We start from the raw sequence: 25771 nt of genomic DNA, 5'->3' as shown, positions 1-25771 counted from the left end.
CTGTCCCGACAAGGAAGCCGATGACCACGATCCTCGTTTCCCCGGCAGGTCCCGCACCCGCTTCCCCGCCCGGCTCGCGCCCTGTCGTCCCCATGCCGGCCCTCAACTCGTACCAGCCGCCGACCGGCAGGCGTGCCACGAGCCCCGAGGCCGGCGATCCGATGGAGTCGCTGGTGTGGGCGCTCTGGCTGGCGGGCTACGTCCTCGCGATCACCCTCTTGGGGATGCTCGTCGACCAGGGGATGAACCACCAGGGCGCCGCGCACGGGCCCGACCCCGCCCGATCCGCGCCCGACGTCGGGGAAGCCTAGCCACGCCACCGGACATGAGAACGACCGTCCCTTCGTCGGCAACGAGATGGCCGGTGCCGTCGACACGAGACGGCTTTCCCCGGTTCTCGTACGAGCGGGCCCTGGTCTACATCGCTGCGGAACTCACATGGTGGACCGGCTCCGACCCCCTCGACGACGCCGGCCCCGGGGAACTGGCCGAGATCTGCGACAACATCCGCATCACCCTGGTTCGTTCGGCCGACGCCGCAATCGCCCGAGAGGCGCTCGCTCTCTGCGAGGAGTGTCTGAGAGCCGCCGACAGACTGCTCGGTAGCGCTCCCGCCGTACGGCTGCTGCACGTACGCCGCGCGTGCTTCGCGTCCGCAGCCGCTCGGCTTCTCTGCCCCACCCGTCCCACGACAGCTCCGCCCCGAGTCATCCGGGGCGAGGTACTCGCATCCACACCGGCGCACGTCCGTCCATGCACAGTCGGCTCTCCTGCCGAACCCGTCACGGACGTACGACGACCGGACTCACTCCGACCTCCGGCTGCGGAGGACTACGAGGAAGACGTATGGAGATGACTGAACTCGACCTGCCGCGACACGCGGTGGTCATCGCCTCCGGTGGGCTGGACAGCACCACCGTCGCCTACTGGCTCGCCGACAGCGGCAGCCGGCTCACGCTGCTCTCCTTCGACTACGGGCAGCGGCACCGGAAGGAACTCCACTTCGCCCGGCGGAGCGCCGGCCTCCTCGCCGCGCACCACGAGATCGTCGACCTGAGCGGACTCGGCCGTCTGCTCTCGGGCTCCGCGCTGACGGACCCGGCGATCGCGGTGCCCGACGGCAACTACACCGCCGAGAGCATGCGCAGCACCGTGGTGCCCAACCGCAACGCGATCATGCTCTCGATCGCCGTGGCCGCGGCGGTCGCCGCGGGGGCGGACGCGGTGGCGTTCGGTGCCCACGCCGGCGACCACGCCGTCTACCCGGACTGCCGCACCGAGTTCTTCGACCTCTTCGCCGAGACCGCGCGGGTGGGCAGCGAGGGGTTGATCTCCGAGGACTTCCGGCTCCTGGCGCCGTTCATCGACCAGACGAAGGCCGACATCGTCGCGGTCGGCCGGCAGGTCGGCGTGCCGTTCGCGGACACCTGGTCCTGCTACCGCGGCGGCGAGTTGCACTGCGGCACCTGCGGGACGTGCACCGAGCGGATCGAGGCGTTCGTGCTCGCCGGGGTCGAGGACCCGACCGAGTACGCCGTCACCGCCACCGGGGCGGCCCGATGAACGGGATCGCCGCGTCCGGCCGGTTCCGGATCGGGAAGTCGTTCCGGTTCGAGGCGGCCCACTTCCTTCCCGGCCTGCCGGAGGGCCACCAGTGCTCGCGGATGCACGGCCACTCCTACGTCGTGGAGTTCGTCCTCACCGCCGATCGGTTGGTGGCGCCGGGGTTCGTCACGGACTTCGGCGATCTCGCCCCGGTGAAGCAGCTGATCGACAGCACGCTCGACCACCGGGTGCTGAACGACGTCCTGCCGGTCGCGCCGACGTCGGAGAACGTCGCCGTCTGGCTGGCCGGATGGTTCGTGGAGCACGTGGAGCCGTCGTTGCCGGGGCGGCTGGCGTCGGTGCGGGTCTCGGAGACCCAGAGCAGCTGGGCCGAGTTCGTGCTGGAGGCGCGGTGAGCCTGTCGGGAGGTGATGCCGCTGCCGGCCAGGGCCTGCTGGTGGCGGAGTGCTTCGGCCCGACCTTCCAGGGCGAGGGGCCGAGCGCCGGGCAGCAGTCCTTGTTCGTTCGGCTCTCGCGGTGCAACCTCCACTGCCCGGGATGCGACACCCCGCAGACCTGGGACTGGTCCCGGTTCAACCCCCGTGAGGTGGCCACGCGACACAGCGTCGAGGACCTGGCGGCGTGGGTGATGGCCCGCACGCCCAGGCTCGTGGTGGTCACCGGTGGCGAGCCGCTGCTCCAGCAGCCGTCGCTCGTCGACCTGGTCCAGTTGCTGTCGGGGCGGCGCGTGGAGGTGGAGACGAACGGCACCGTCGTCCCGCAGCCGGAGCTGATCGAGTCGGTCACGGCGTTCAACGTCTCGCCGAAGCTGAAGGCCTTCGCCGGTCCCCGGGACCGTCGGATCGTCCCGGAGGCGCTGTCGGCGTTCGCGGCCAGCGGCCGGGCCCGGTTCAAGTTCGTCGTCCAGGAGGTCGCCCAGCTCGACGAGGTCGCCTCCCTGGTGGAGACGTTCTCGCTTCCCGAGGTCTGGATCATGCCGGAGGGAACGAGCAGCGAAACGGTCCTCGGCGGGATGCGCGGGCTGGCCGACGAGGTCCTGGACCGGGGCTGGCACCTCACACCGCGGCTGCACACGCTGCTCTGGGAGGACGAGCATGGCCGGTGAGGACAGCAAAGTGCCTGAACGGCGCGGTCGTTCCGACTCCCCGAGGCCGCGCGTGTTGGGTAGCGGCCAAGCAATCGGTGTGGAGGGGAGCGGGATCCTGCATGCCGTCCAGGCAGCACCCACTATAGCCAACTCCCGCCCTCCGCGCGCCCATTCGCTGATGTCCTTCCTCGTCGATCCTCGGCACCTCAAGTCGGCCGCCCGAGCCTGCATGCGTCGGGCCGGATCGCCGGGTGCCGACGGAATGAGCTGGGCGCAGTTCCGGCAGGGCATGGACGGCCGGCTGGAGGTCCTGGCCGAGCAGCTGCGGACCGGCTCCTGGTCTCCCGGTCCGCTGCGCGAGGTGGGGATCACCGCCTACACCGGCAAGACGTTCTCCTCGGTGATCCCGACGGTGGGCGACCGGGTCGTCCAGCGGGCGATGCGAAGCGCGATCGAGCCGGTGCTGGAGCAGCGGGCGTTCGCCGACTGGGTCTCGGGCTACCGGGCCGGGCGGAACCGGATCACCGCGCTGCGCGACTCCGACCGGCACCTTCGGGAGGGGTACCGGTGGGTGGCGGACGTGGACGTGCAGAGGGTGTCGGAGGGATCGAACGCGACCGAAGTCACCGACTGGCTGGCCGAGCACGTGGCGGACGGCTCCTTCCTCCGCCTGTTCGAGCGGGTGTTGGAGGCCCTGCCGTTTCCGCTGGTCCCGGGCACGGCGCTCGCGCCCCTGCTGATCAACCTGCGCTTGTCGCGTGCCGACGCCCGGCTCGCGGGACACCGCACGGTGCGGTTCGCGGACAACTACTGCGTCTTCTGCGACGGCGCCGAGCAGGCCGGCGAGGCCCTCGAAGCCGTCACCAGGGCGTTGGCCCGCTGCGGGCTGCGACCCAACCTCGCCAAGTCGAAGCTCTGGGCCGGCGCGAACGCCGAAGACCTGTTCCTGATCGCCGGATGAAGGGGGAGCAATGACGACGGACCCGGCCGGACGCGCGCTGACCTGGGTGCCCATGCCCGGCGGTGTGTGCCTGTTCGGCGACCGGCAGAGGCCGCTGCGGGTAGCCGACCTGGAGTGGACGGCGACTCCGGTCACGCCCGCTCAGCTCGGCCTCGGCCCGGACCACCGGCCGCTGGTCGGGATGGCCCAGGCACAGGCGGCCCGGATCGCGGCCGACCTGGGCGGCCGGCTACCGCTGTCGAAGGAGTGGGAGTGGGCGGCCTCGGGAGCCGAGCGCCGGCCGTACCCGTGGGGCGACGAGGAACCGGACGAGAGCCTGGCGAATCTGCGCGACGTCTGCGGGCGGCTGACCCCTGTCGACTCGCACCCACGCGGGCGGACGCCGACCGGGCTGTGGGACATGGCGGGCAACTGCTGGGAGTGGACCGCGTCGAAGACGATCGGCGTCGGCTTCGTCATCCGCGGCGGCTCCTACAATTCCCTCCCGCTGTACGCCAGGTGCACGTTCCTGAACGCCGCGCCGGCCGAGTCCTCCTCGGCGGGCATCGGCTTCCGGGTGGTGAGACCCGCGTGATCGGCGACCTCGTGATCGCGGGCTGCTCGCACCGCAAGGCACCGGAGAGCGGCCTCCTGCCGGCCCTGGAGCGGTACGCCGGAGGCATCGCCCCACAGCTGCGGGCCCGCTTCTCCGACCACCCGCACGCCCGCAGCCGCATCCGCTTCCTGTCCGCCGCCTACGGCTTGGTGGGTGCGGACCACCTGATCGCCGCTTACGACCAACGCCTCGAGCCCGACCGGGCCGAAGGTCTGCGTCTGATCGTCAACGGGCAACTTCGACGCGACTTCGCCGCCAACGGCGTCCCGCGGCGGGTGCTGCTGGTCCTCGAACCCGACTACCTGGTCCTGCTCGCCGATCTCCTGGCTCTGCCGGAACGACCGGTTCTGCACTGGATCCCCGACCCTCGCGGCTGGCCCCAGGCCGCCGCCGTGCTCGACGAATGGAGGTGGCCGTGACGCACACCAACCTCGCGGACACGCTCAAGACCCAGCCCAACACCCACCAGTACTTCACGACCGGATTCACCGAGCGCACCGGTCTGGGCTGGCACCAGCCCACCCCTGCGGGAAGCGGCGCCGGCCATGCGCTGTCGGTGGTGATCCCGGCCCGCAACACCGCCTACGCCTTGCCGGCGATGCTGGACGCGCTCGCCGCCCAGCGGCACGCGGCCGACATGGAGGTGATCCTGGTCGACGACGCTTCCACGGACGCGACGTTCGACATCGCCCGCCGGCACCCGGCGGTCGCCACCGCGGTGCGCCTGGCCGAACGGCGCGGCTCGGCCACGGCCCGCAACGTCGGTGCCCGCCTCGCCCAGTCCCCGACCGTCCTGTTCGTCGACGCCGACATGGTGCTGCCCTCGCACGTGTTCGCCGACGTCGTCACCCGTGCCGCGGCCGACACCGTGCTCACCGGGTTCCGGCACAACGTCCCCTACCAGGCATCGCCCTGCGGCAAGCCGATCCTGCCCGACGGCCCGCCGCACCTCACGGCCGACCACCGCGTGACCTGGAAGCCCCCGGTGGGCACGGTCCTGCCGTACTCGGGCATCACGCTCACCGACGAGCTGGACGGACGCCCGCTGGACGCCACCGACGACTTCCAGAAGCTCGGGTACGGGCGGTCGTACTACGACTGGGACCTGCCCAGGATGGTCGTCACCGCGTTGCTCGCCGTTCCGCGTGAGCAACTGCTGGACGTCGGTGGCTTCGACGAGGAGTTCGGGGCGCTGGGCTGGGGCATGGAGGACACCCACCTCGGCGCCGCCATGGTTGCCGCCGGTTGTCTCGTCATCCCGCTGCGGCAGGCCGTCGGCTACCACCTCGACCCCCCGGACGCCGCCGCCCAGTGGCGCACCAAACTCGCCACCTGGCCGGCGACGCTCGCCCGCTACCGCCACCTGCTGGCCCTACCCGCGCCCTCCGGGCGGAGCCGCGCCTTCGCCGCCGCTGCCGACAAGCACCTGACCGACGCCGAGGTGATCACCCGATGATCCGTACGTTCGCCGCCGCCACATTCGGCAGCACCACCGTCGTGCACGACCCGGCGGTCGGCAGCAACCACCTTCCGCCCCAGCCCCTCCCCGCCGGCTGCGTCGCCCTCGACGACCAGCAGGTGGCCGCCTGGCCCCAGCCCGACCTGGCCGACCTGGCGCTCGAATACCCGCTGAGCATGTGCTGGTCCCCGATCGTGCGCTGCAACCTGGACTGCCCACACTGCCTCGACGACAAGAGCGTGGGCGAGTCCACCGCGGCCGAGCGGCGCGTCCTCGCCGGCCACATCGCCGCATCAGGCGTCCTGGGCGTCGACATTTCCGGCGGAGAGCCCCTTCTGCTGCGCGACCTGCCCGACCTCGCCCGTGCGATCCGACGTCAGGGCACCAGCGTGGTCAGCTGCACCACCAACGGCTGGCACCTCGCCCGCCGCGCCGGGGAACTCGCCGACGCCCTCGACGCGATCCGGGTCTCCCTCGACGGCGCCACCGAGGCCACACACGACAGGTGGCGCGGCGAGGACAGCCACCGCCGGGCCCTCACGGGCATCCGCGCGGCCGTGGACGAAGGCCTGTTCGTCCAGCTCCAGATGGTCCTCATGCAGTCCAACATGCACGAGGCCCAGAAGCTGCTGGACCTCGCCGCCCGGCTCGGCGCCGGCGGGGTGACCTTCCTCCAGGTACTCCCCATCGGCTCCGGCGCCGCGCTCGCCGCCGAGCAGATGCTCACCGACGGGCAGGCCCAGGAGGCCGTCGCTCCGCTCACCGTCCCCGACGGTGTGCGGGTCCGCCTGCGCACCCGGCGCAGCGCGGGCGGCTTCACCGTCCTGCGCGCCGACGGCTACGCCTGGCGCAACGCCCGGGGCGCCACCGGCATCTCCGCGTTCGTCCCCGTCACTGGCCCGGCCGACCTGCGTCTGCCTGCCTCTGGGAGCACCTCATGACCGACACCCCCTACGCCGCGAGGCGGGTCTTCGTCCAGCGCGTCCCGTTCGCGCCCACGCGCTACCAGTGCTTCGACGCGGCCCGGCTGATCGCCGAGTCCGTCGTCGGGGCGGAGCCGGAGGTCTCCTGCGTGATCGGCATCGCCTCCGGTGGAATCGAACCGGCCCGCCTCATGGCCAACTACCTGAAGGTGCCCTTCCACTCCGTCCGCGCCAAGCACAACAAGGGCGACGCACTGTGGCAGCAGGCCACCGGCAACGTCGAGGTCCTGGTCGACGGCACCCTGCCCGACCGCTTCGCCGGGACGGTGCTCCTGGTCGACGACATCGCCGGCACCGGGGCGACGTTCTCCGCCGTCACCGCCGCGCTGAGCCGCCGCCTCGACGGCGGTTCCGCGATCATGTCGGCGGCGCTGTTCCGCAACCGGGGCTGCCCGCAACCGCCGGACCGTTGGGCCTGGACCGTTGACGACTGGGTGGTCTTCCCCTGGGAGACGCCGCACCGCGGACCGACGCAGCCGCTTCCGCCGTTGCGGCGGGTGAGGACCCGATGATCACCCGCACCTCCTCCCGCGGCGTCCTGCTGGTTCTCGTCTCCTGGACCCCTGCCGCCCCTGCCGGGATCGAACGCGCGACGGCTGCCCTGGCTGTCGGCCTCGCCCGAAACGGCCACCGGCCCGTCATCGCCACCGCCGCACCCCAGCCCGCCCGCTCGGGGCTTCCCGGCGTCGCCATCGCCCGGCTACGGCTCGACGACGTCCGCTTCCCGTGCGACGACGAGGTGTTGCGCCGCGCCGTCACCCACCAGGACGCCGCGCTGACCTCTCAGATCCGGGACCTGATCACCGAACACCGCATCGACACTGTCCTGTTCACCGACGCGCTGTGGGGGCTCGGCCGTTTGCGCGGCGACATCCCCGGCCACGTGCGCCGAGCACTCGCCGCCCACGTTCGACCGCACGCCCTCGACGCGGGTCCGGCACTCGCCCGCGCCACCCGCGTCCTCGTGCCCTCCTCGGTCGTCCGCGACGAGCTGGTGGACTGGGGACCGCGAAACCTCCGTGTCGTGCCCAACGCCCTCCTCACCGACGCCTCGGTGGCGCTACCGCCGCCGTCCCGCCGCGAGCAGCTGCGCCGCAGCGGCCCGATGCGCGTGCTCGCACGGCTCGGACCGGAGAAGGGCGTGCTCGACCTGTTGGAAGCCGCCGCCGGCTGGGACCGGCCGGTCGAGGTAGCCCTCGCCGAAGCCGGGTTCGAGGTCGGGGAAGGCTCGCAGTCCGAGCTCCTCGACCGCTGCCGCCAGGCGGCGGCCCGGACGCCGGGCGTCCACCTGCACGGGGCGCTGGCCTGGGACGAGGTGCTCCCCTGGCTCGCCGGGGCAGCCGTGGTGATCGTCCCCAGCCACAAGGAGACCTTCGGTCTGGTGGCACTGGAGGCGATGAGCGTCGGCACTCCGGTCGTCGCCTACCGTGTCGGCAACCTGCCGGCCCTGATCGGCCCGACAGGCCACGGCGACCACCTGCTCGTCGACCACGACGAGGGTCCGGCCGCCCTCCACAAGGCGGCACAAAACCTGCTGGAAGATGACATACTGTACGCCGCGACTACACAGACCGTGTATCGGCGGGCGGCCGCGTTCGAGCCCCGCCGAATCGCTGACTTCTTCCTGGAGGCGGTGTCGTGATGCCCGAAACCCCAACAGCCCCTGCGCCGTTGCTGCTCGTCGACGGCTTCAACCTTCTGTGGGCCGGGACCTTCGGGTTCCCCGCGCCGATCTTCTCCCGCGACAAGTCCCGCGAGTTGACCGGGCTGTTCGCGTTCTTCGCCCTGTTGCGGGCCGCGATCCGCGACGACATCGATGTCGCGGAGCCCGAGGTCCTGGTCGTCTTCGACGGCGAGCACGGCTCCGCCGAGCGCGCGGCCACCGACCAGGAGTACAAGGCGAACCGGGAGGCGACACCGGAGGCGCTCAAGCCGCTGCAGTTTCTCGCCCCGGTGAAGGACGGGCTGGACGCACACGGGATCCGGTGGGTCGAGGTCGACGACGCCGAAGCCGACGACGTCATCGCCACCCTTGCCACCCGGGCCGCAGCCTCGCGTCCGGTCCTGATCATGTCCCGGGACATGGACTACTACCAGCTCCTCGACGAACGCGTGCGCATCCTCAACCGCTCCCGGAAGTCGTCCCAGCGGATCATCACCGCCGGCGAGGTCATCACCCGGTTCGGCGTCACCCCCGACCAGTGGCCGGCCTTCCGCGCCCTGACCGGGGACAAGTCCGACAACATCCCCGGCGTGCGGGGCGTCGGCCCGAAGGTCGCCGCCACCCTGCTGCGCGACGGCATGCGGCTGAGCGACCTGCCCGGGTCCGGGCGGCTGACCGGCGCCAAGGGCGCGGCGATCACCACCGCCTGGGCCGACGTCCTGCGCTGGGAGTCGATGATCACGGTGCGCCGCGACCTGGACGTGCCCGTTGTCCTCAGCGCCCTGGCGAGCCCCCAGCTACCGAGGCCCGCCGACGTCGTCGAGAAGCTGGGGCTGTGGTGACCGGTGCGCTGCCGGGCTCGGTCCTGGCCGTCTTCGCGCACCCCGACGACGCCGAGCTGTGGGCCGGCGCCACGCTCGCGCTCCACGCGAGGTGCTCCCCCGTCACCATCGCCGTCCCGCACCGCGACGACGTCCGCGACGCCGAGGCCCGTAAGGGCGCCGCAGTCCTCGGCGCCGAGCTGCACCAGGTGCCCCGGCTCAACCATGCGCTGCTGCAGCAACTGCTGCTGGAGAAGCGCCCGGAAATCGTCATTACCCACCCGCTCGTCGACGTCCATCCCGAGCACCGGGCCGTCGCCACCACCGTGCTCGCGGCCGTCCCCGAGCCCCGGATCGCCACCGGCCGCCCGAGCCGCTTCTACACCTGCGACGCCTACAACTCGCTCACCCTCGACGGACCGGTGCGCGCCGACGTGATCGTGGACGCCACCGCGACCTTCGCCACCAAGATGGCCGCCCTGCACGAGCACGCGAGCCAGCCCGTCGAGCAGCACTTCGGCCCGATGGCCGAGACCCTCGGCCGGCTCTGGGGCGCCCGGATCGGCACCCGGTACGCGGAGGCGTTCACCGCAGTCCCGGTCCTCGGCTGCCTGCCCGGCGCCGCCCACCTCTGAATCGCCACACTCCGCCGTCAACTCACCCCCGAGGGATGACCATGACGTCCATACCCATGCACGCCCAGCGCCGGTCCGTCGACCGCCCCCGCGTCGAGGAGCTGACCCGCCAGCTGCTGCTCGCTCTCGGCGAGGACCCCGACCGCGACGGCCTCAAGGACACGCCTCGCCGCTTCGCCGACTGGTGGGGCGAGTTCCTCGACCACGACCCCGGCAAGCTCACCACCACCTTCGCCCAGGAGGGCCAGTACGGCGACTTCGTCCTGCTGGGCGGCATCGAGGCGTGGAGCGTCTGCGAGCACCACCTGCTCCCCTTCCGCCTCGATGTCTCCATCGCCTACGTCCCGGACACCACCGTCCTCGGCCTGTCAAAGCTGGTCCGGCACCTGGAGGCCCACACCCACGCCCTCCAGCTCCAGGAACGCATCACCCGCGACGTTGCCCACGACCTCGCCAAGGCCGCCGGCAGCGACGATGTCGCCGTCTTCACGGTGGGCGAGCACCTGTGCATGAGCATGCGCGGCGTCAGGGCCACCGCGGTCCGCACCACGACCATGTGCCGGCTCGGCCGCACCGAGAGCGACCCCGACCTGGCCGCCCGGATCGAACGCCTCGCGCTCGCCAGCCGCACGTAGTGACCACCCGGGCTGAGCCGGGCGACGTCCCACCCGGGCCAGACCACCGACCCGGCTTCCGCCCGGCTCCCCGGTTCCATCCGAGGCCCCAACGAAGGACACCAGAGTGGCTACCGCCCTACCCGTGCCCTACACGAAGACCCCTGCCGAGCGGGCGGCCCGCCTGCAACGTCTCCTCGTCACGCATCCGTTGGGCCAGGCGCCCAGTAGCCAGGTCATCACCTACACGGAAGCAGACCTCGCCCGCTTGTGGACGGGAACGCCGCCGCTCAGACCGCTCATCATCACCATCATCGGTCACGGCCGAAACGAACGCCTCCCTCTCCTGTTCGATGCGGTCGGCACGGCCGCCCGCGCTTTGGAGCCAGGTGCGCAGCCCGCCCTGGTCGTCTGCAGCAGCCCAGACAGCAGGACCGATGACGCCTGCCGCACCCTGTCCCTCGCCGCAAGGTCCGGCATCCATGACTCCGTCTTCCACGCGGACCGAGTCCCTGACGACGAGCTGTCCGCGCTCTTGGCGTCGGCGGACGCCTACCTCAGCACCGCCCGGCACACCGACGCCTTCCTCTGGAAGGCCATGGCGTGCGGGACCCCTCCGATTGTTCTCTCCGACGCCGATGCCGAGCAGGTGATCGTTCAGGGCGGGTACGACGCCAACGGGTGGGTCAGCGACCCGTACGCCGACGACCTGGCCGCCACCCTGGTCCAGGTCTGCCTCCACCCCGCCGAGCGACTGCGACGAGGGGCCGCCGCTGCGGCACGAGCACGCGCCCACAAAGCCGGCTCCTGATCCCGCCGCCGGCCGACGAACACGGCCAGCAATTGCGCATCGGCCAACCCAGCCCGGGCTCGACGGCCCCTAACTCCTACCGCAGGACTGCCATGACCTCCGCCCTCACCACTCCTCGGTCCTTCGCGGGCTTGACCCTGTGGCCAGAGCAGGAAGAGGCGGTGGACAACGCCTGCCGGATGCTCGCCGAAACCCCACGAGTCGTCATCCTGATGGCCTGCGGATCCGGGAAGACCGTGACCGCCGGCGCCATCGCGCAGGAGGTGGTCGACCCCAGCACCGGCAGTGTGCTGATCGCCGTACCCACCCTGGACCTCGTCGCCCAGACCCTCGCCCAGTGGCTATCGGCCTTCGGCCCCGACGCCCTCGGCGAGGTCCTCGCGATCTGCTCCGAACCACGCGTGCTCGACCGCTTCAACCACGACACCAACGGTGCCCGTGCCCGTGTCCTCAGCGACCCTCAGGAACTCGCAAGCCAGATCACAGCAGGTCAGCGGATCACCGCCGTCTGCACCTACCAGAGCCTGCACGCCGTGATCGCCGCCCACCAGGCCGGGTCCGCTGCCTGGGACCTCGTCATCGCCGACGAACTCCACCGGGCGGACGGCAACAGCTGGGCGCAGATCCACGACGACGGGCTCGTGCCGGCCCGGCGCCGCCTGTCCATGACCGCCACGCTCCGGGACCTCGTCGGCAACGACGGCATCCTGGTCCGGCGCGACCGCTTCGGTCCCATCGCCCACCGCCTGTCCGTCAGCGAGGCGATCGAGCGGAACCGGCTCGCAGACTACGAACTGGTCATCGCCGACGCCGCCGACCGTGCTGTCACCGACCACGTGCAGCAGGGCACCTTCCTGACCGTGGGCCCCATGCACGTAGAAGCCGGCGTGCTGGCGAAGGCCGTCTCGGTCCTGCGCGCGGCGGCGGAACGCGGTACCTGCCGCATGATCACCTACCACTCGACGGTAGCGTCCGCCCGCGCCTTCGCCCAAGTCCTCCAGCACGCGATGGAGTACCTGCCACCCGAACACCGGCCGCGCTCGTTGTGGACCGGGCACGTCAACGGGCGGCAGGACCGCTCCGTCCGCCAACGCCTCCTCGACCGCTTCCGCACCAGCACAGAAGGCCTGGCGGTCCTCACCAACAGCCGGCTCCTGATCGAAGGCTTCGACGCCCCGGACACCGACGCCGTCGCCATCGTCGACCCACGCCGTTCAAAGATCGAGATCACCCAGATCGCCGGCCGGGCACTGCGCCGAGGCGACCGGAGCCGGCGCAAGGTCGCAGCCATCATCGTCCCGGCCATCGCCGCCAACGACGCGGCCGAGCGCAAGGACAGCGGCTTCGACGCCGTCGTCGCCACCATCGAGGCCATGGCGGCACTGGACGAACGGCTCCACCTCCACCTCACCCGCGTGCGACGCCCCCAGGACCGCACCGCCCGCCCGGCGCCCTCGTCTCTGCTGCCGGCGTGGATCTCGTTCAGCGGGACCGACATCCCCACCGGCTTCGTCGAGGCGATCACCACCCGGACGATCCTGTCCACCGCATCGCGCAGGGAGCGCCACTTGGAGGACCTGCGGATCTTCCGTGCCAGGACCGGCCACCTACGCGTTGAGCGGGACTGGATCGGCCCCAGCGGAGAGAAGACCGGGGTGTGGCTGAACAACGCCCGGCACCGGCACCGCCAGGGGTCCCTTCCCGCCGCCGTCACGCGTCAGCTCGAAGAGCTGGGCGCGGTCTGGGATGCACGGGACGCCGAGTGGGAGCAACTTGTCCAGGACCTCACCGACTACAAGGCCGCGAACGGCGACCTCCTGGTGCCGGCCACCTACATCACCCCCGTCGGCCAGCGGCCCCTCGGTTCCCAGGTCCGCGGCAGACGCGTCCGATTCGACTCCCTCAACGCGGACCAGCGCCGGAAGCTGACCGACCTCGGATTCGTGGCCGACGTCGCAGAGGCGCGGTTCCGGAACAACGTCAAGTTGCTGAAGGACTTCGCCGCACAGGCCGGCCACGCGCGTGTTCCGGTGTCCGGGAAGGGTGGTGAACACGACCGGCTCGGGAACTGGTTGAAGAACTGCCGAAAGAAGGCCCGCGAGGGCTCGCTCGCCCAGTGGCAGCATGCCGAACTCGCGGCGTGCGGAGTCGATCTTCCCCCGCAACCCGACAGCGTGCCAGATGGCTCCGCGCCCCAGGCCCCTGAATCCCGCCAGCCATGACATCCGCACACCGCGTAGAGGGACCCCCGCGCTGTGCCGCCCCCAAAGCCATGAAGTCACCGAATTCGCCGTCGCTCAATGCCTCGGCTACGAACCGGACGAAGGCATCCACTTGGCGTCCACCTGCCTGCCGGAGGTCGACACCTGATGCATGGTAAGCAAATCGATTTGGCCGTTTTCGTTAGGCCCAGGATCACTGGTCGGCCTCGCGCCATCGGCATCTGGACAGCGTTCGCCTGCCGCCAGGAAAAGAAGAGTTGACTCTCCACCAGGCACTCTAGGCTCATGGGCTCCAGGACCCCGTCTCACCGGCTCGCCCGCGGGCCGGATTCGCAGTTCAGCGCGTTCCAAACGATGATTCCCGACCACGTGAGGTTGATCGATGCCCGAGAAAGTCACCAAGGAGAAGGTGCTCGTCTACGTCGTCCGCGACGGGCGGCTGCTGGTGTTCCGGCACGCCGACTACAGCTACGAGGAGGTCGGCATCCAGGTCCCGGCCGGCAGCATCCGGCCGGGCGAGACCCCGGAGGCCGCCGCACTGCGGGAGGCCCGGGAGGAGACCGGCCTGCACGACTTCAAGATCGTGCGCAAGCTCGGCGAGACCGAGTATGACATCAGCCCGTACCGGTTCGAGATCCAGCACCGCCACGTCTTCCACCTGGAGCCCACCGAGCCCACCCCGGAGCGGTGGACGAGCCAGGAGGACCACGACGGCGAGCAGGAGCCCACCCGCTTCGAGTGCTTCTGGATCCCGCTGGAGGCCGCGCACATCCTCCAGTCCGGCCAGGGCGCCCTCCTCGGACGCCTGTCCGACTAACGGCAGCAAGGAAGGCAGCCGATGCGCCCACCGTGATCACGGCCGGACCGACAGGTGTTCGACCCATCATTCACTGATTACCCGTCAGAAAAGTCAGCAAGAGGTCAGCATCGATACGAGCAGACCTTGCCGCAGACACCCAAACTTGAGAATTAAGAGGCCACCCACATCGCATCCCGAGGGCAGCCGATCCGGGGAGTGACCGCCCGTCGCCGGGGGTCGGAGAACGTCCGCCCAACCCCGTCGACAGCGACAGCCGAGCACGCCCCCATGGCATCATTCTCGCAGGTCAGCGCACCCTCCCACGGGCCCTCAGGGGGATTTCGGGAAGCTCCGGGGCCCTCAGTCGGGCACCGTCGTAGCCGTGGACCTCGCCGAAACGAATTCCCTTCTCCCAGTCGTTTCGTGCCTGTACGATCTCGTCACCGGATCGGCCGATGAAGTTCCACCACATGACGAGTTTCTCGGCGAAGGGTTCGCCGCCGAGGAGGAGGAAGGTGGCGTCGGTGGTGGCGTGGAGGGGGAGGGTGCGGCGGCCGGTGCCGAGGTAGAGCATGGCGCCGGGGTCGAGGCGGACGGTGTCGACGTCGACGGTGCCGGACATGGTGAGGACGGCGTACTCGAAGTCGGGGTCCAGCGGCAGGCGCAGGTCGGTGCCGGCGGTGAGGGTGAGGTCGGCGCCGACGAGGGGGGTGTGGGTGGTGCCCGGGGAGGTGGCGCCGTCGAGGGTGCCGAGGATGACGGTGGCGGACAGGCCCGGGGCGGTGACCGTGGGCAGGTCGGGGTGGTGTTCGAAGGCGGGTTCGCGGTGGCGGTGGGCGTCGGGCAGGGCGACCCAGAGCTGGGCGCCGTGCAGGTAGCGGGCGTGCGGGCGCGGGGACTCCTCGGAGTGGGAGATCGCCCGCCCGGAGGTCATCAGGCCCAGCTCGCGCGGGCGCACCGTCTGCAGGCTGCCCAGGCTGTCGCGGTGCAGCACCTCGCCGGCGTGCAGCCAGCTCACCGTCTGCAGGCCCATGTGCGGGTGCGGAGGCACCTGCATGCCCGGCTCGTCCGCGATGTCGTCCGGACCGTAGTGGTCCACGAAGCACCACGCCCCCACCATCCGCCGGCCCAGGTTCGGCAGGAGACGGCGCACGACGGTGCTCTCGCCGAGCGGCACCCGGCGGGCGGTCAGCAGGTCGCGGACCGGTCCGGTGCCGGGCTCGCCGCCGCAGGTGGTCGCGGCGGGCTTGACGTCGAGGTTGCTCATGGGGCGGTCACCGCCGTGTGCGTCGGGCCGGTGAGGGGTGGCAGGGCCCGCCCCTCCCCGGCCGGAGGGGTCGTCGCAACGATCCTCCTCCAGGGCCCGGCGATCCTCCAGCCGGGACCGCCCGGCCGGGCCCCCTCGGCCTCAGTGCGCGCAGGCCCAGTCGGCACCGGCGCTCGCGCCCTCGGCGAGCGTGCGCAGCTTGGCGACCGCCTCCGCCGGGTCCTCGGCGCCGTACACCGCCGAGCCGGCGACGAAGACGTCCGCGCCGGCCTCGGCGCAGCGCTCGATGGTGCTCGCCGACACACCGCCGTCGACCTGGAGCCACAGCTCCAGCCCGTGCTTGGCGATCAGCTGCCTGGTCCGGCGGATCTTCGGCAGCATGATGTCCAGGAACGCCTGGCCGCCGAAGCCCGGCTCGACGGTCATGATCAGCAGCATGTCCAGCTCGGGCAGCAGGTCCTCGTAGGGCTCGATCGGCGTGGCCGGCTTGAGCGCCATCGACGCGCGGGCGCCCTTGGCCCGGATCTCGCGGGCGAGCCGGACGGGCGCGGCGGCGGCCTCGACGTGGAAGGTCACCGAGCCGGCGCCCGCCTCCACGTACTGGGGGGCCCAGCGGTCCGGGTCCTCGATCATGAGGTGGCAGTCGAGCGGGATGTCGGTGGCCCGGGCCAGCGACTCGACGACCGGGACGCCGAGGGTCAGGTTGGGCACGAAGTGGTTGTCCATCACGTCGACGTGCAGCCAGTCCGAGCCCCGCACGGCCTCGGCCTCCTGGGCGAGCCGGGCGAAGTCCGCGGACAGGATGCTGGGATTGATCTGCGCCATGGGGCCTGTTACCTCTTCTGCCTTCTTGCCAACGTACCGACGTACCGACATACCGACGTGCCAACGTACCGAGGGATCGGGTGTGCGCGGGGGCGCACCCCGGCCATCATCTCGTGCGCCGCCGGCCACGTGTCACCACCGAGACCTCCGCGTGACTGTCATCACACCCCGAGCAGGGTTATCGTGGCCGCCGCCGTGGTCATCAGCCTCTACGAGAACACTCGTACGGCGCGCCAGTCCCTCCCCGAGGAAGGTTCCCCTTTGGCCGATCTCGTCCATCCCGCCCGGGCCCTGTGGTGGCTCTTCGAGCCGGTGCACGCCGTCACCTACTTCACCCCGGAGGGCCTCGGCGCCTTCGAGGACGTGGGCCTGCGCGGGGTCGCGCGCAGCTACTTCGCCGGCCGCGCCGCCCCGCTCGGCCCGGTGGACGCGCCGCCCGTGATCGCCGCCTTCTTCAACTTCGCGCCCGCCCCGATCGAGCGCGCCCTGCCGGCGATCTGGAAGCTCGCCGACCCGGACACGGCGCTCGCCGCCAGGGCCGCCGGCGCCTCGGCGGCCCTGGCGCGGCTGCTGGAGCACGTCGACCGGGCGCAGATCGAGCTGGCGACCGACCTCCTGGAGGACGCCGTCACCCGGCTGGACTGCGCCGGGCGGGTGCTGGCCGCCGCCAACGCCGCCCTCCCCCGCCCGTCCGACCTGCACGGCCGGCTCTGGCAGGCCGCCACCGTGATGCGCGAGCACCGCGGCGACGGCCACATCGCAGCCCTGGTCTCGGCGGGGCTGGACGGCTGCGAGGCGCTGGTCGTGCGCTGCGCCCTGGACGTGCGGCGCGAGGCGCTGCAGCCGTTCCGCGGCTGGACGGACGAGGAGTGGGACGCGGCCGCCGCACGGCTGACCGAACGCGGCTGGCTCACCGAGCGCGGCACCATCACCGAGTGCGGCCGGATGCGCCACCAGTCCCTGGAGGCGGCGACCGACCTCGCCGCCGCCCGGGTCTGGGAGGACCACCCCCGCGCCGAGCTCGACCGGCTCGCCGCCGCCCTCAAGCCGATCTCGGCGCTCTGTCGCACGGCCCTGCCGCCGATCAACCCGATCGGGCTCCCGGCGACCACCACCGCCTGACGTTCCCGGCCGGTCACCGTCCCCGCCCGTCCGGTGGCGGGGACGGTGACCGGCCGGCTACTCGGCCGCCGCCGGCCCCGGCGCCCGCCCCGCCGCGTCCGAGCGGAAGGCGAACCGCTGCGCGGCGCTCCGCCCGCGGCTCTCCACCGGCAGCACCCCGGCCGCGCCCGCGAGCCCGAACGGCGGCATGTCGAAGTACACGCTCTCGTACGACCCCTCCGGTACGACGTACGTCTCGTGCCAGAGGCCGACCCGCCCGCGCAGCCGGCCCTCCTTGAGCTTCCTGTTGGCGATCTTCCACACCCGGTGGTGGAAGGCGTCCGGAGCGCTCGCGTACCGGTACAACTTCTCCTTGGACTCCCAGTACTGGACGACGTAGTAGGTGCGCGGCGAGGCGGTCAGCAGGACCTTGCCGCGCAGGCCGCGCTCCGGTTCCTTCGCCAGGTCGCGCAGCATCCGGAACATCGCCAGCATCACCGGCACCCACTGGTGGACGGCCCAGAACCGGTTGATCCGCATCCCGATGAGCAGGACGACGGTGTCCCCGGTGGCGGCCGCGGTGGTGAAGCCCGGAGTCGGTTTCGCGAACACGTCTGCCCCCAGCCTGTCGGCGCTTCCGGCCCTCCCGCCACTTTGGCTACTCGCGGGTAGAGGCCGATGTGAGCGGTGATTACACCAGCGCGGACAGAACCGGTCAAGCTTTCGCGCAGGCGAAGTCACCTTCGCTCAAGACGTGTTGGCGAAGCCCCGGGAGTGCCGGTCGAGCAGCACCCCGACCCTCAGGTCGCGCAGCGGCCGGCGCCGCCCCAGTCATCGGCCTCAGGCCGACCCCTGCACCGATCCCTGGGCCGGGGCGCCCCACCACCGGGTCAACGCGGCGTCCAACTCCTGCTGGTCGTCGCCGGTCCAGGCCACATGGCCGTCCGGCCGCAGCAGCAGCGCGGGCGCGTCCACCTCCGCGCCCTCACCGTCCACGTGGTCGACGCGGTCCGCCCAGCCGTCGAGGGAGAGCCGTCCGCCGGTGCGGTCGAGAAGCAACCCGCGGCCGCCGTGCATCAGTTGGTACAGCCTGCGGTCCTCCGAGAGCCGGACGTCCCGCAGCCGCCGGCCGACGAGTTCGACATCCCCGCCGCGCCCGACGCCGCTCGCGCCACCGAGGTCGTAGCGCAGGTCGACGGCGGTGATCATCCCGGTCACGTAGCGGTTGACCTCCTCGATCTCCATCAGCCGCGTGAATAGCCCCCGCAGCGCGGTCGGCCCCGACGCGCTGCCGAGCAGGGTCATCTGCGCGCGGGTGTTGCTCAGCACGCGGGCCCCGACCGGGTGGCGTTCGATGTGGTAGCTGTCCAGCAGCCCCTCCGGCGCCCAGCCGGTGACCTCGGCGGCGAGCTTCCAGCCGAGGTTGAACGCGTCCTGCACACCGAGGTTGAGGCCCTGCCCGCCGGTCGGCGGGTGGATGTGCGCGGCGTCGCCGGCCAGCAGCACCCGGCCGACCCGGTAGCGCTCGGCCTGCCGGGTGGCGTCGCCGAACCGGGAGAGCCAGTGCGCCGTGTGGGCGCCGAAGTCGGTGCCCGCGACGGCGCGCAGCCGCGCCTTGAACTCCTCCAGCGTCGGCGGCGTCGCCCGGTCCTCGGCGACGCCGGCCGCCGGTACGATCACCCGCGCGACCCCCGGCCGGCCGTCCACGTCGGGAGCCACGCCGAACCGCAGCTCGGTGCGGCGCACCCGCTCCACCACGGCGGCCACCTCCGCCGGGTCCGCGGACAGTTCCAGGTCGCCGATCAGCGTCTCGACCGTGGCGGGCTCACCGGGGAAGCCCACGCCGAGCGCCTTGCGCACCGTGCTGCGCCCGCCGTCGCAGCCGACGACGTAGCGCGAGCGCAGCCGCGTGCCGTCTGCCAGTTCGACGCTCACACCCTCCGCGTCCTGACCCAGGCCGGTGACCTCGTACCCGCGCCTGATCCCGGCCCCGAGTTCGAGGGCGCGCTCCTCCAGCAGCCGCTCGGTGACCGCCTGCGGGGTGGCCAGCCCGTACGGGTGGGCGGTGTCCAGACTGTCCGGCCAGGGCGCCATGACGCCACCGAACAGCCCGCCCACCCGGAACTTCTCGCTCACCGCGAGGAACCGCTCCAGCAGTCCGCGCTGGTCCATGATCTCCACGCTGCGCGCGTGCAACCCGCGCCCGCGCGACTCCCCGCCCCGCTCCGCCCGCCGTTCCAGCACGACCACACCGACCCCGTGCAGCCGCAGCTCGCACGCCAGCATCAGCCCGGTCGGCCCGCCACCGACCACGATCACATCCAGGATCACATCCGGCACCGAAGGCCCCGTTCCGTCGTTCCCACGCATCCGCCGACCGGGACAGAACATCATGGACTCCGCAAATCCCACCGAATCCCGCCGTTCCGCCCCATCCCGGCCCAGGGCGACGATTCTGCGCCTCCCCCACCCCCTTGCCGCAAGGCCCCCCGTGCGCTATACGTTGAGAGTGGCGGTGAGTGGACACTCCTCCCGCTCTCGAAATCCTCCCCTTCCGCATCCGGCAGACGTGTGCCCGCTTCTCGTCTCGGCGAGAATCGGGAAGCGGGCACACGTGCGTCCGTCTCCCTCGTCCGCCGCTCCTACCAGGCGTAGTCCTCCGGCGCGGGCTTGTGGCCCGGGAAGAGGGTGTCGAGGCGGGCGAGGACCTCGTCGTCGAGCTTGATGTCCAGGGCGTGGACGGCGGCGTCGAGGTGGGCGGCGGTGCGCGGACCGACGATCGGCGCGGTGACGGCGGGACGCGAGAGCAGCCAGGCCAGGGCCAGGTCGGCGGGGTGCTCGCCGAGCTCGTCGGCGAGGTCCTCGTAGGCCTGGATACGGGACCGGTTGGCCTCCAGGATCTCGCCGGCGTGGGGCATCGCGCCCCGGACGAGACGGCCCTCGCGCTCCTTGCGCAGGGCGCCGCTGAGCACGCCGCTGCGCAGCGGGGACCACGGGAGCAGCCCGAGCCCGTAGTGCTCGACGGCGGGGACGACCTCCAGTTCGACGGCGCGGTCGAGCAGGTTGTAGAGGGACTGCTCGCTGACCAGGCCGAGGAAGTTGCGGCTGCGGGCGGCCTCCTGGGCCCGGGCGATGTGCCAGCCGGCGAAGTTGCTGGAGCCGACGTAAATGATCTTGCCCTGGGCGACCAGGACCTCCATCGCCTGCCAGATCTCCTCCCAGGGCGTGTCCCGGTCGATGTGGTGCATCTGGTAGAGGTCGATGTGGTCGGTGCCGAGGCGGCGCAGACTGGCCTCGACGGCGCGGCGGATGGCGAGGGCGGAGAGCCGGCCCTCGTTCGGCCAGTCCCCCATCGGGGCGTAGGCCTTGGTGGCGAGCACGGTGCGCTCGCGGCGGCCGTCGCCCTTGGCGAGCCAGCGGCCGATGATCTCCTCCGTGTGACCCCTGTGGCCCCCGTTGACGGTTCGGCCGTAACTGTTGGAGGTGTCGAAGAAGTTGATGCCCAGCTCGTGGGCGCTGTCCATGATCAGGTGGGCGTCGGACTCCTCCGTGTGCGGGCCGAAGTTCATGGTGCCCAGGCAGAGTCGGGAGACGGTGAGGCCGGTGCGGCCGAGGTGGGTGAACTCCATGGGGCCACCCTGAGCCGCACCGGCCGTGCTGTCCAGCACATTTCGCCCCGTGGGGCGCGGGTCGCACTGACCCCGGCGGTTTGCCTGCCCGTCAGCGCCCGCGGGTGCCGTGGGTGGCGAACTTCCGTACCGCGAGCGGACCGCAGAGCAGCAGCAGGAGCCCGCACCAGAGCAGGGTGGCCGGAGCCGCGTGCTGCATCGGCCAGGCGGCCGACGGGGCCGACGGGTTGCCGAACAGCTCACGCCCGGCCTGCACGACGGCGCTCATCGGGTTCCAGTCGGCGAGCGCGGCCAGCCAGCCGGGCATGCCGCCGGTGGGCACGAAGGCATTGGTGACCATCGCCAACGGGATGACGGCCACGGCCAGTTGTCCGGCCGCCTCCTCCTTGCCGACGGCCAGGCCGAGCAGCAGGCCGACCCAGGTCATGGTGAACCGGAAGACCAGCAGCAGGCCGAACGCCGCCGCGGCGTCGGCGAGTGAACCGCGGACCCGCCAGCCGACGGTCAGCCCGACCCCCGCCAGCATCGCGAGCACCACCACGCTGACCAGCAGGTCGGCGAGGGTCTGGCCGAGCAGCAGGCCGGTGCGGGAGACCGGCATCGAGCGGAGCCGGTCGGTGACGCCGCGCCCGACGTCGCGGGCGGCGCCGACCATGGTGGGCATGATGCCGTTGACGGCCACCATGGCGAACAGGCCGGGCATCAGGAACTCCCGGTAGCCGCCGCCGACACCGGCCCCGGAGGCACCGGACGTGCCCGCCGCGTCGGGGACGGCAACCGCGCTGCCGAACACGTAGCCGAACACCACCACCATCACCACGGGGACGCCCAGCGAGGCGGCCAGCAGTCCGGGCGAGCGGCGGTAGGCGAGCAGGACCCGGAGCATCGAGGTCCAGGTGTCGCCGATCAGGCGCGCGGGTGCGGACATCAGGCGGCCCTCCCCGCGACATCGGCACCGTCCGGGACACCGTCCGTGCGCCCGGTGAGGGCGAGGAAGACGTCGTCCAGCGAGGGCGTCCGCAGCGCGGCGTCCCGCGCGACCACGCCCACCGCCTCCAACTCCCTGACCAGTCTGGGCAGCAGCACCTCCACCCCGGGTCGGGATACCACCTCGACCGTCCGCTCCTGCTCGTCCACCACGACGTCGCCGGTCCCGGCGAGCGCCGCCAGCACCACAGCGGCCCGGCCGAGTTGCTCGGCGTCGGCGAGGGTGACCGAGACCCGGGTGCCGATGGACGCCTTCAGCCGCTGCGGCGGGCCGGTGGCGATCGCGGCGCCCTGGTCGACGACCACGACGGTGTCGGCCAGCCGGTCGGCCTCCTCCAGGTACTGGGTGGTGAGCAGCACCGTGGTGCCGGTGGCGGCCAACTCCCGCACCGCGTCCCAGGTCTGCCGGCGGCTGCGCGGGTCCAGGCCGGTGGTGGGCTCGTCCAGGAAGAGCACCGGCGGCGCCGTGACCAGACTGGCGACGAGGTCGAGGCGGCGGCGCATGCCTCCGGAGTAGGTGCGGACCGGGCGGTCGGCGGCCTCGGTGAGCCCGAAGCGGTCGAGGAGTTCCCCGGCGCGGGCCCGGGCACCGGCGGCGCCGAGGCGGTGCAGCCGGCCGAACAGGTGCAGGTTGTCGCGCCCGGTGAGGCCCTCGTCGACGGCGGCGTGCTGGCCGGCCAGTCCGATGCTGCGGCGCACGGCGTCGGGGTCGCGCGCCACGTCGTGGCCGGCCACCCGGGCGGTGCCGCGGTCCGGGGCGACCAGGGTGGCGAGGACGCGCACGGCGGTGGTCTTGCCCGCGCCGTTGGGGCCGAGCAGGCCGCAAACGGTGCCGGCTGGGACGGTCAGGTCGAGCCCGCGCAGGGCCCGGGTCGCGCCGAAGCGTTTCTCCACGCCCGCCATCTCGATGGCGGCGACGGCGGCCGAACGGTTCTTCCGGACGGTGTCGGACATGGCTCTGCCCACTCCCCTCACTAGGTACAGCGTACGTAGAAGCATCTGCGAGCGCATCGTACTACGTACGCCGTACGTATCTAAGATGGGAAACCGAGGTGATCAACCAGTGCCGTCGAGCAAGCCCCCGAACAACAGCTCCACTCCCACCCCGCATCCCGGTGAGGCTCCGGAGCTGATCTGGCTGCGCCCCGAGCGCACCGGCCGCGGCCCCCGCCCGGCCCACAGCCGGACCTCGATCGCCGCCGCCGCCATCACCATCGCCGACGCGGAGGGCCTCGACGCGGTCTCCATGCGCCGGGTCGCCGCGGCGCTCGGCGCGGGCACCATGTCGCTCTACAACTACGTGCCGAAGAAGGAGCACCTGCTCGACCTCATGCTCGACGCCGTCGCCGACGAGTACGACTACACCGCCCTCGCCCCGACCGGCGACTGCCGCACCGACCTGCGCCGCCTCGCCCACGAGCAGCTCGCCGTTCTGCGCCGCCACCCCTGGGCCCCCGCCCTGGTGATCGCCCGCCCCGGCCTCGGCCCCAACGCCCTGCGCTACACCGACCACTTCCTCGCCGTCACCGAGCCCAGCGGCCTGGACGGCGCCGCCCGCCTGGAGGCGCTCGCCCTGCTCAACGGCTTCATCTGCCAGTACGCGCAGTACGAGCGCACGGCGGCGGCCGGCGCCAAGTGGCAGGCGGAGCTGGCCGGTTACCTCGGCCGCGCCGCCGCGAGCGGCCAGTACCCGCACCTGGCCGCCGCGTTCGCCACCGCCGCACCCCCGTCCGGGGGGCCCGACGCCGCCTTCGACCGCACGCTCGACCGCGTCATCACCGCCGCCCTGGCGCCGCTGGCACCGTCCTGATCACCGGCTTCACGGGCTTCACGGCGTCAAAATCGTTTCCCCCGGACCCCGGCCTCCCCCTACCGTGACCCGGTCGACGATCGCGCGCTCAGGAAATCAGGAGAAGGACACCGCCATGCAGACCGACCACCACGGCTGGGCCGACGTGGGCTTCGGCGCCGTCGCCGACACCTTCGCGCGCAACTTCTCAGACTTCCCCGAACTCGGCGCCGCCGTCACCGTCCACGCGAGCGGGCGCAAGGTGGTCGAGCTGTGGGGCGGCGTCGCGGACGAACGCACCGGCCGCCCCTGGCAGGCGGACACAGTCGTGCCGGTCTTCTCCTGCGCCAAGGCACTCGTCTCCCTCTCCGCCCACCTGCTCGCCCAGCAGGGCCGCCTCGACCTGGACGCGCCGATCGCCCGCTACTGGCCCGAGTTCGCGCGGAACGGCAAGCAGACGATCACCACCCGCATGGTGCTCGCCCACCGCGCCGGCATCCCCGCCCTCGACGCGCCGCTCACCTTCGCCGAGGTCGCCGCCTGGACGCCGGTCGTCCGCGCCATCGAGGAACAGAAACCGCTCTGGGAGCCGGACACCACCCACGAGTACCACGGCCACGTCTTCGGCTTCGCCATCGGCGAGGTGATCCGCCGCATCACCGGCCTCACCCCGGGGCAGTTCTTCCACCGCACCTTCGCCTCACCCCTCGGCCTGGACGCCTGGATCGGCCTTCCCGCCGCCGAACTCCCCCGCCTGGCCCGCCTCTCCGAGGCCGACGGCCGCCGCCCGATGCCCGGCCCCGAGCACCTGCTCACCCGCATCGTCACGATGAACGGCGCCCTCGTCTTCCCCGGCCTCGACGCCCCGCACGGCTGGAACGACCCCGCCCTGCACGCCGTCGAACTCCCCGGCGCGGGCGCCGTCGCCTCCGCCACCGCCCTCTCCACCCTCCTCGCCGCCACCGTCACCGGCCTCGACGACACCCCACCCCTACTCACCCCCGCCACCCTCGCCGACGCCACCCGCGAACTCACCTCCGGTCCCGGCTACCTGGGCTTCGACGCCGGCGCCCGCTGGTCCGCCGGCTTCCTCCTCCCCTCCCCCGCCTTCCGCCCCATGCTCAGCCCCCACAGCTTCGGCAACGACGGCGCCGGCGGCCAGTTCACCTTCGCCGACCCCCACCACGGCATCGCCTTCGCCTACACCGCCAACCGCATGATCGGCCACGCCGACCCCCGCGCCAACAACCTCATTGACGCCGTCCGCACCTCCCTCGCCGCCTGACCTGCCACCCGACTCGACATCAGATCTGCTGCACGGCCCCGAGGATCTGCATCACGATTCCCTCAGAAGCTCCTTCACCGGCGAAGGCTCCATGCTGAATCCCAGCTTCTCGATGCCTCCGCCGTACACACCGATCGACGCCCAGAACGTACACGTTCCACCGCCGTCCTTGCGCACCGCCTCGACCCGGACGCCCCAACCGGCATCGGGCTCGAACTCCTTCATCCAAGTTCCGTCCAATTCGATCAGCAGATCATCCGGCCTGCACCGACTTCCGCTACAGACACCGGCCGGAAGGGACGACCTGCCGATCTCGCCGCCTTTTCGGAGTTCCAGGAAATACGGCCCGCTGCGCCATGTTCCTTCCGGCTTGGTGCGATCCGCCGTGGCCAGGAGCCACCCAGCCACAGCCAGCACCCCCGTCCCGGCCAGGCCCGCGAGCACCATGCTCGACCACTTCATTCGAACAGCCACTTGCTCTCCCCTCCCCGAACTCGACCACACCCGCAGCCGCCCTGCTCAGTCCCCGCAGGATCTCGCCTTCCCCCAACTACCCGCCCCCGGCACCCGACTCGGCGAACGCACAACGGCCGTGGGGGGGGGGGCGGGCCCCCCCCCCCCCCCCCCCCCCCCCGGCCGCCCCCCCCCCCCCCCCCCCCCCCCCGGGCGGGG

Annotated in this window: 28 protein-coding genes; 20 read left to right on the top strand and 8 right to left on the bottom strand. The window is 72.0% G+C overall.

What is annotated here, in order from left to right; genetic code table 11:
- The first annotated feature begins 92 nt into the window (after nucleotides 1-92).
- From ACFVVU_RS31590 to ACFVVU_RS31510, 17 genes are all read left to right on the top strand, one after another.
- The gene (locus ACFVVU_RS31590; protein ID WP_387793607.1) at nucleotides 93-311 is read left to right on the top strand and encodes a hypothetical protein; all 219 of its coding nucleotides are present in this window, start codon (nucleotides 93-95) and stop codon (nucleotides 309-311) included.
- Nucleotides 312-846: 535 nt separating this feature from the next.
- On the top strand, nucleotides 847-1563 hold the full coding sequence (gene queC, locus ACFVVU_RS31585) for a 7-cyano-7-deazaguanine synthase QueC (RefSeq protein ID WP_387793606.1): 717 nt from the start codon (nucleotides 847-849) through the stop codon (nucleotides 1561-1563).
- Nucleotides 1560-1961 (top strand): 6-pyruvoyl tetrahydropterin synthase family protein, encoded by a 402-nt coding sequence (locus tag ACFVVU_RS31580; RefSeq protein WP_387793605.1) that lies wholly within the window; start codon nucleotides 1560-1562, stop codon nucleotides 1959-1961. The genes queC and ACFVVU_RS31580 overlap by 4 nt, the downstream gene beginning before the upstream one ends.
- Nucleotides 1958-2671, top strand: coding sequence for a 7-carboxy-7-deazaguanine synthase QueE (locus ACFVVU_RS31575; protein WP_387793604.1), 714 nt, complete (start codon nucleotides 1958-1960; stop codon nucleotides 2669-2671). The genes ACFVVU_RS31580 and ACFVVU_RS31575 overlap by 4 nt, the downstream gene beginning before the upstream one ends.
- 244 nt (nucleotides 2672-2915) lie before the next feature.
- On the top strand, nucleotides 2916-3614 hold the full coding sequence (locus tag ACFVVU_RS31570) for a reverse transcriptase domain-containing protein (RefSeq protein ID WP_387793603.1): 699 nt from the start codon (nucleotides 2916-2918) through the stop codon (nucleotides 3612-3614).
- Between the two features lie 10 nt (nucleotides 3615-3624).
- Nucleotides 3625-4188, top strand: a complete 564-nt coding sequence (locus tag ACFVVU_RS31565; protein ID WP_387793602.1) for a formylglycine-generating enzyme family protein — start codon at nucleotides 3625-3627, stop codon at nucleotides 4186-4188.
- Complete coding sequence (locus ACFVVU_RS31560) at nucleotides 4185-4628, top strand: hypothetical protein (RefSeq protein ID WP_387793601.1); 444 nt, start codon at nucleotides 4185-4187, stop codon at nucleotides 4626-4628. Before ACFVVU_RS31565 ends, ACFVVU_RS31560 begins: the two co-directional genes overlap by 4 nt.
- Nucleotides 4625-5665: a glycosyltransferase family 2 protein gene (locus ACFVVU_RS31555; protein ID WP_387793600.1), complete on the top strand. Its 1041-nt coding sequence runs from the start codon at nucleotides 4625-4627 to the stop codon at nucleotides 5663-5665. The genes ACFVVU_RS31560 and ACFVVU_RS31555 overlap by 4 nt, the downstream gene beginning before the upstream one ends.
- Nucleotides 5662-6609 carry a radical SAM protein gene (locus ACFVVU_RS31550; RefSeq protein ID WP_387793599.1) on the top strand — a complete coding sequence of 316 codons (948 nt, stop codon included), beginning with the start codon at nucleotides 5662-5664 and terminating at the stop codon, nucleotides 6607-6609. The genes ACFVVU_RS31555 and ACFVVU_RS31550 overlap by 4 nt, the downstream gene beginning before the upstream one ends.
- Nucleotides 6606-7163 (top strand): phosphoribosyltransferase, encoded by a 558-nt coding sequence (locus tag ACFVVU_RS31545; protein ID WP_387793598.1) that lies wholly within the window; start codon nucleotides 6606-6608, stop codon nucleotides 7161-7163. Before ACFVVU_RS31550 ends, ACFVVU_RS31545 begins: the two co-directional genes overlap by 4 nt.
- Nucleotides 7160-8293, top strand: coding sequence for a glycosyltransferase family 4 protein (locus tag ACFVVU_RS31540; protein ID WP_387793597.1), 1134 nt, complete (start codon nucleotides 7160-7162; stop codon nucleotides 8291-8293). Before ACFVVU_RS31545 ends, ACFVVU_RS31540 begins: the two co-directional genes overlap by 4 nt.
- The gene (locus ACFVVU_RS31535) at nucleotides 8293-9156 is read left to right on the top strand and encodes a 5'-3' exonuclease H3TH domain-containing protein (protein ID WP_387793596.1); all 864 of its coding nucleotides are present in this window, start codon (nucleotides 8293-8295) and stop codon (nucleotides 9154-9156) included. Before ACFVVU_RS31540 ends, ACFVVU_RS31535 begins: the two co-directional genes overlap by 1 nt.
- A complete protein-coding gene (locus tag ACFVVU_RS31530) occupies nucleotides 9153-9770 on the top strand; it encodes a PIG-L deacetylase family protein (RefSeq protein ID WP_387793595.1) in 618 nt (205 codons plus the stop codon). Before ACFVVU_RS31535 ends, ACFVVU_RS31530 begins: the two co-directional genes overlap by 4 nt.
- Before the next feature lie 41 nt (nucleotides 9771-9811).
- The gene (gene folE / locus ACFVVU_RS31525; protein ID WP_387793594.1) at nucleotides 9812-10405 is read left to right on the top strand and encodes a GTP cyclohydrolase I; all 594 of its coding nucleotides are present in this window, start codon (nucleotides 9812-9814) and stop codon (nucleotides 10403-10405) included.
- 124 nt (nucleotides 10406-10529) lie between these two features.
- Nucleotides 10530-11195: a glycosyltransferase gene (locus tag ACFVVU_RS31520; RefSeq protein ID WP_387793593.1), complete on the top strand. Its 666-nt coding sequence runs from the start codon at nucleotides 10530-10532 to the stop codon at nucleotides 11193-11195.
- Nucleotides 11196-11326: 131 nt separating this feature from the next.
- Nucleotides 11327-13417 (top strand): Helicase associated domain protein, encoded by a 2091-nt coding sequence (locus ACFVVU_RS31515; RefSeq protein WP_387793592.1) that lies wholly within the window; start codon nucleotides 11327-11329, stop codon nucleotides 13415-13417.
- Between the two features lie 382 nt (nucleotides 13418-13799).
- Nucleotides 13800-14234 (top strand): NUDIX domain-containing protein, encoded by a 435-nt coding sequence (locus ACFVVU_RS31510; protein ID WP_387793591.1) that lies wholly within the window; start codon nucleotides 13800-13802, stop codon nucleotides 14232-14234.
- Nucleotides 14235-14523: 289 nt separating this feature from the next.
- On the opposite strand, the gene ACFVVU_RS31505 is transcribed toward ACFVVU_RS31510, so the two are convergent.
- Nucleotides 14524-15483 (bottom strand): pirin family protein, encoded by a 960-nt coding sequence (locus ACFVVU_RS31505; RefSeq protein ID WP_387793590.1) that lies wholly within the window; start codon nucleotides 15481-15483, stop codon nucleotides 14524-14526.
- Nucleotides 15484-15624: 141 nt separating this feature from the next.
- Nucleotides 15625-16308 (bottom strand): ribulose-phosphate 3-epimerase, encoded by a 684-nt coding sequence (rpe, locus tag ACFVVU_RS31500; RefSeq protein WP_380688930.1) that lies wholly within the window; start codon nucleotides 16306-16308, stop codon nucleotides 15625-15627.
- Between the two features lie 183 nt (nucleotides 16309-16491).
- Here rpe and ACFVVU_RS31495 point away from each other — a divergent pair, with 183 nt between their 5' ends.
- The gene (locus tag ACFVVU_RS31495; protein ID WP_355368036.1) at nucleotides 16492-17430 is read left to right on the top strand and encodes a hypothetical protein; all 939 of its coding nucleotides are present in this window, start codon (nucleotides 16492-16494) and stop codon (nucleotides 17428-17430) included.
- Nucleotides 17431-17487: 57 nt separating this feature from the next.
- Here ACFVVU_RS31495 and ACFVVU_RS31490 read toward each other — a convergent pair whose 3' ends face one another.
- The 5 genes from ACFVVU_RS31490 to ACFVVU_RS31470 form a co-directional block, all read right to left on the bottom strand.
- A complete protein-coding gene (locus ACFVVU_RS31490; protein WP_387793589.1) occupies nucleotides 17488-18021 on the bottom strand; it encodes a DUF4188 domain-containing protein in 534 nt (177 codons plus the stop codon).
- A 228-nt stretch (nucleotides 18022-18249) separates the two neighbouring features.
- Entirely contained in the window at nucleotides 18250-19737 is a 1488-nt protein-coding gene (locus tag ACFVVU_RS31485) for an FAD-dependent monooxygenase (protein WP_387793642.1), read from the bottom strand.
- Nucleotides 19738-20051: 314 nt separating this feature from the next.
- Complete coding sequence (locus tag ACFVVU_RS31480; RefSeq protein WP_387793588.1) at nucleotides 20052-21038, bottom strand: aldo/keto reductase; 987 nt, start codon at nucleotides 21036-21038, stop codon at nucleotides 20052-20054.
- Nucleotides 21039-21129: 91 nt separating this feature from the next.
- A complete protein-coding gene (locus ACFVVU_RS31475) occupies nucleotides 21130-21966 on the bottom strand; it encodes an ABC transporter permease (protein ID WP_387793587.1) in 837 nt (278 codons plus the stop codon).
- Nucleotides 21966-22979, bottom strand: coding sequence for an ATP-binding cassette domain-containing protein (locus tag ACFVVU_RS31470; protein WP_387793586.1), 1014 nt, complete (start codon nucleotides 22977-22979; stop codon nucleotides 21966-21968). Before ACFVVU_RS31470 ends, ACFVVU_RS31475 begins: the two co-directional genes overlap by 1 nt.
- Nucleotides 22980-23088: 109 nt before the next feature.
- Between ACFVVU_RS31470 and ACFVVU_RS31465 the strand changes: the two genes are divergently transcribed.
- Together ACFVVU_RS31465 and ACFVVU_RS31460 are read left to right on the top strand one after the other, a co-directional pair.
- Entirely contained in the window at nucleotides 23089-23835 is a 747-nt protein-coding gene (locus ACFVVU_RS31465) for a TetR/AcrR family transcriptional regulator (RefSeq protein ID WP_387793585.1), read from the top strand.
- A 115-nt stretch (nucleotides 23836-23950) separates the two neighbouring features.
- Complete coding sequence (locus ACFVVU_RS31460) at nucleotides 23951-25099, top strand: serine hydrolase domain-containing protein (RefSeq protein WP_387793584.1); 1149 nt, start codon at nucleotides 23951-23953, stop codon at nucleotides 25097-25099.
- A gap of 51 nt (nucleotides 25100-25150) precedes the next feature.
- Here the strand turns inward: ACFVVU_RS31460 and ACFVVU_RS31455 are convergent, their stop codons facing one another.
- Entirely contained in the window at nucleotides 25151-25573 is a 423-nt protein-coding gene (locus ACFVVU_RS31455) for a hypothetical protein (protein WP_387793583.1), read from the bottom strand.
- Nucleotides 25574-25771: the final 198 nt, after the last annotated feature.

The sequence above is a fragment of the Kitasatospora sp. NPDC057965 genome (assembly GCF_042887135.1).
GTDB lineage: Bacteria > Actinomycetota > Actinomycetes > Streptomycetales > Streptomycetaceae > Kitasatospora.
Note: the sequence above shows the minus strand (reverse complement) of the source record. Positions and strands in the feature narration are given on the sequence as shown.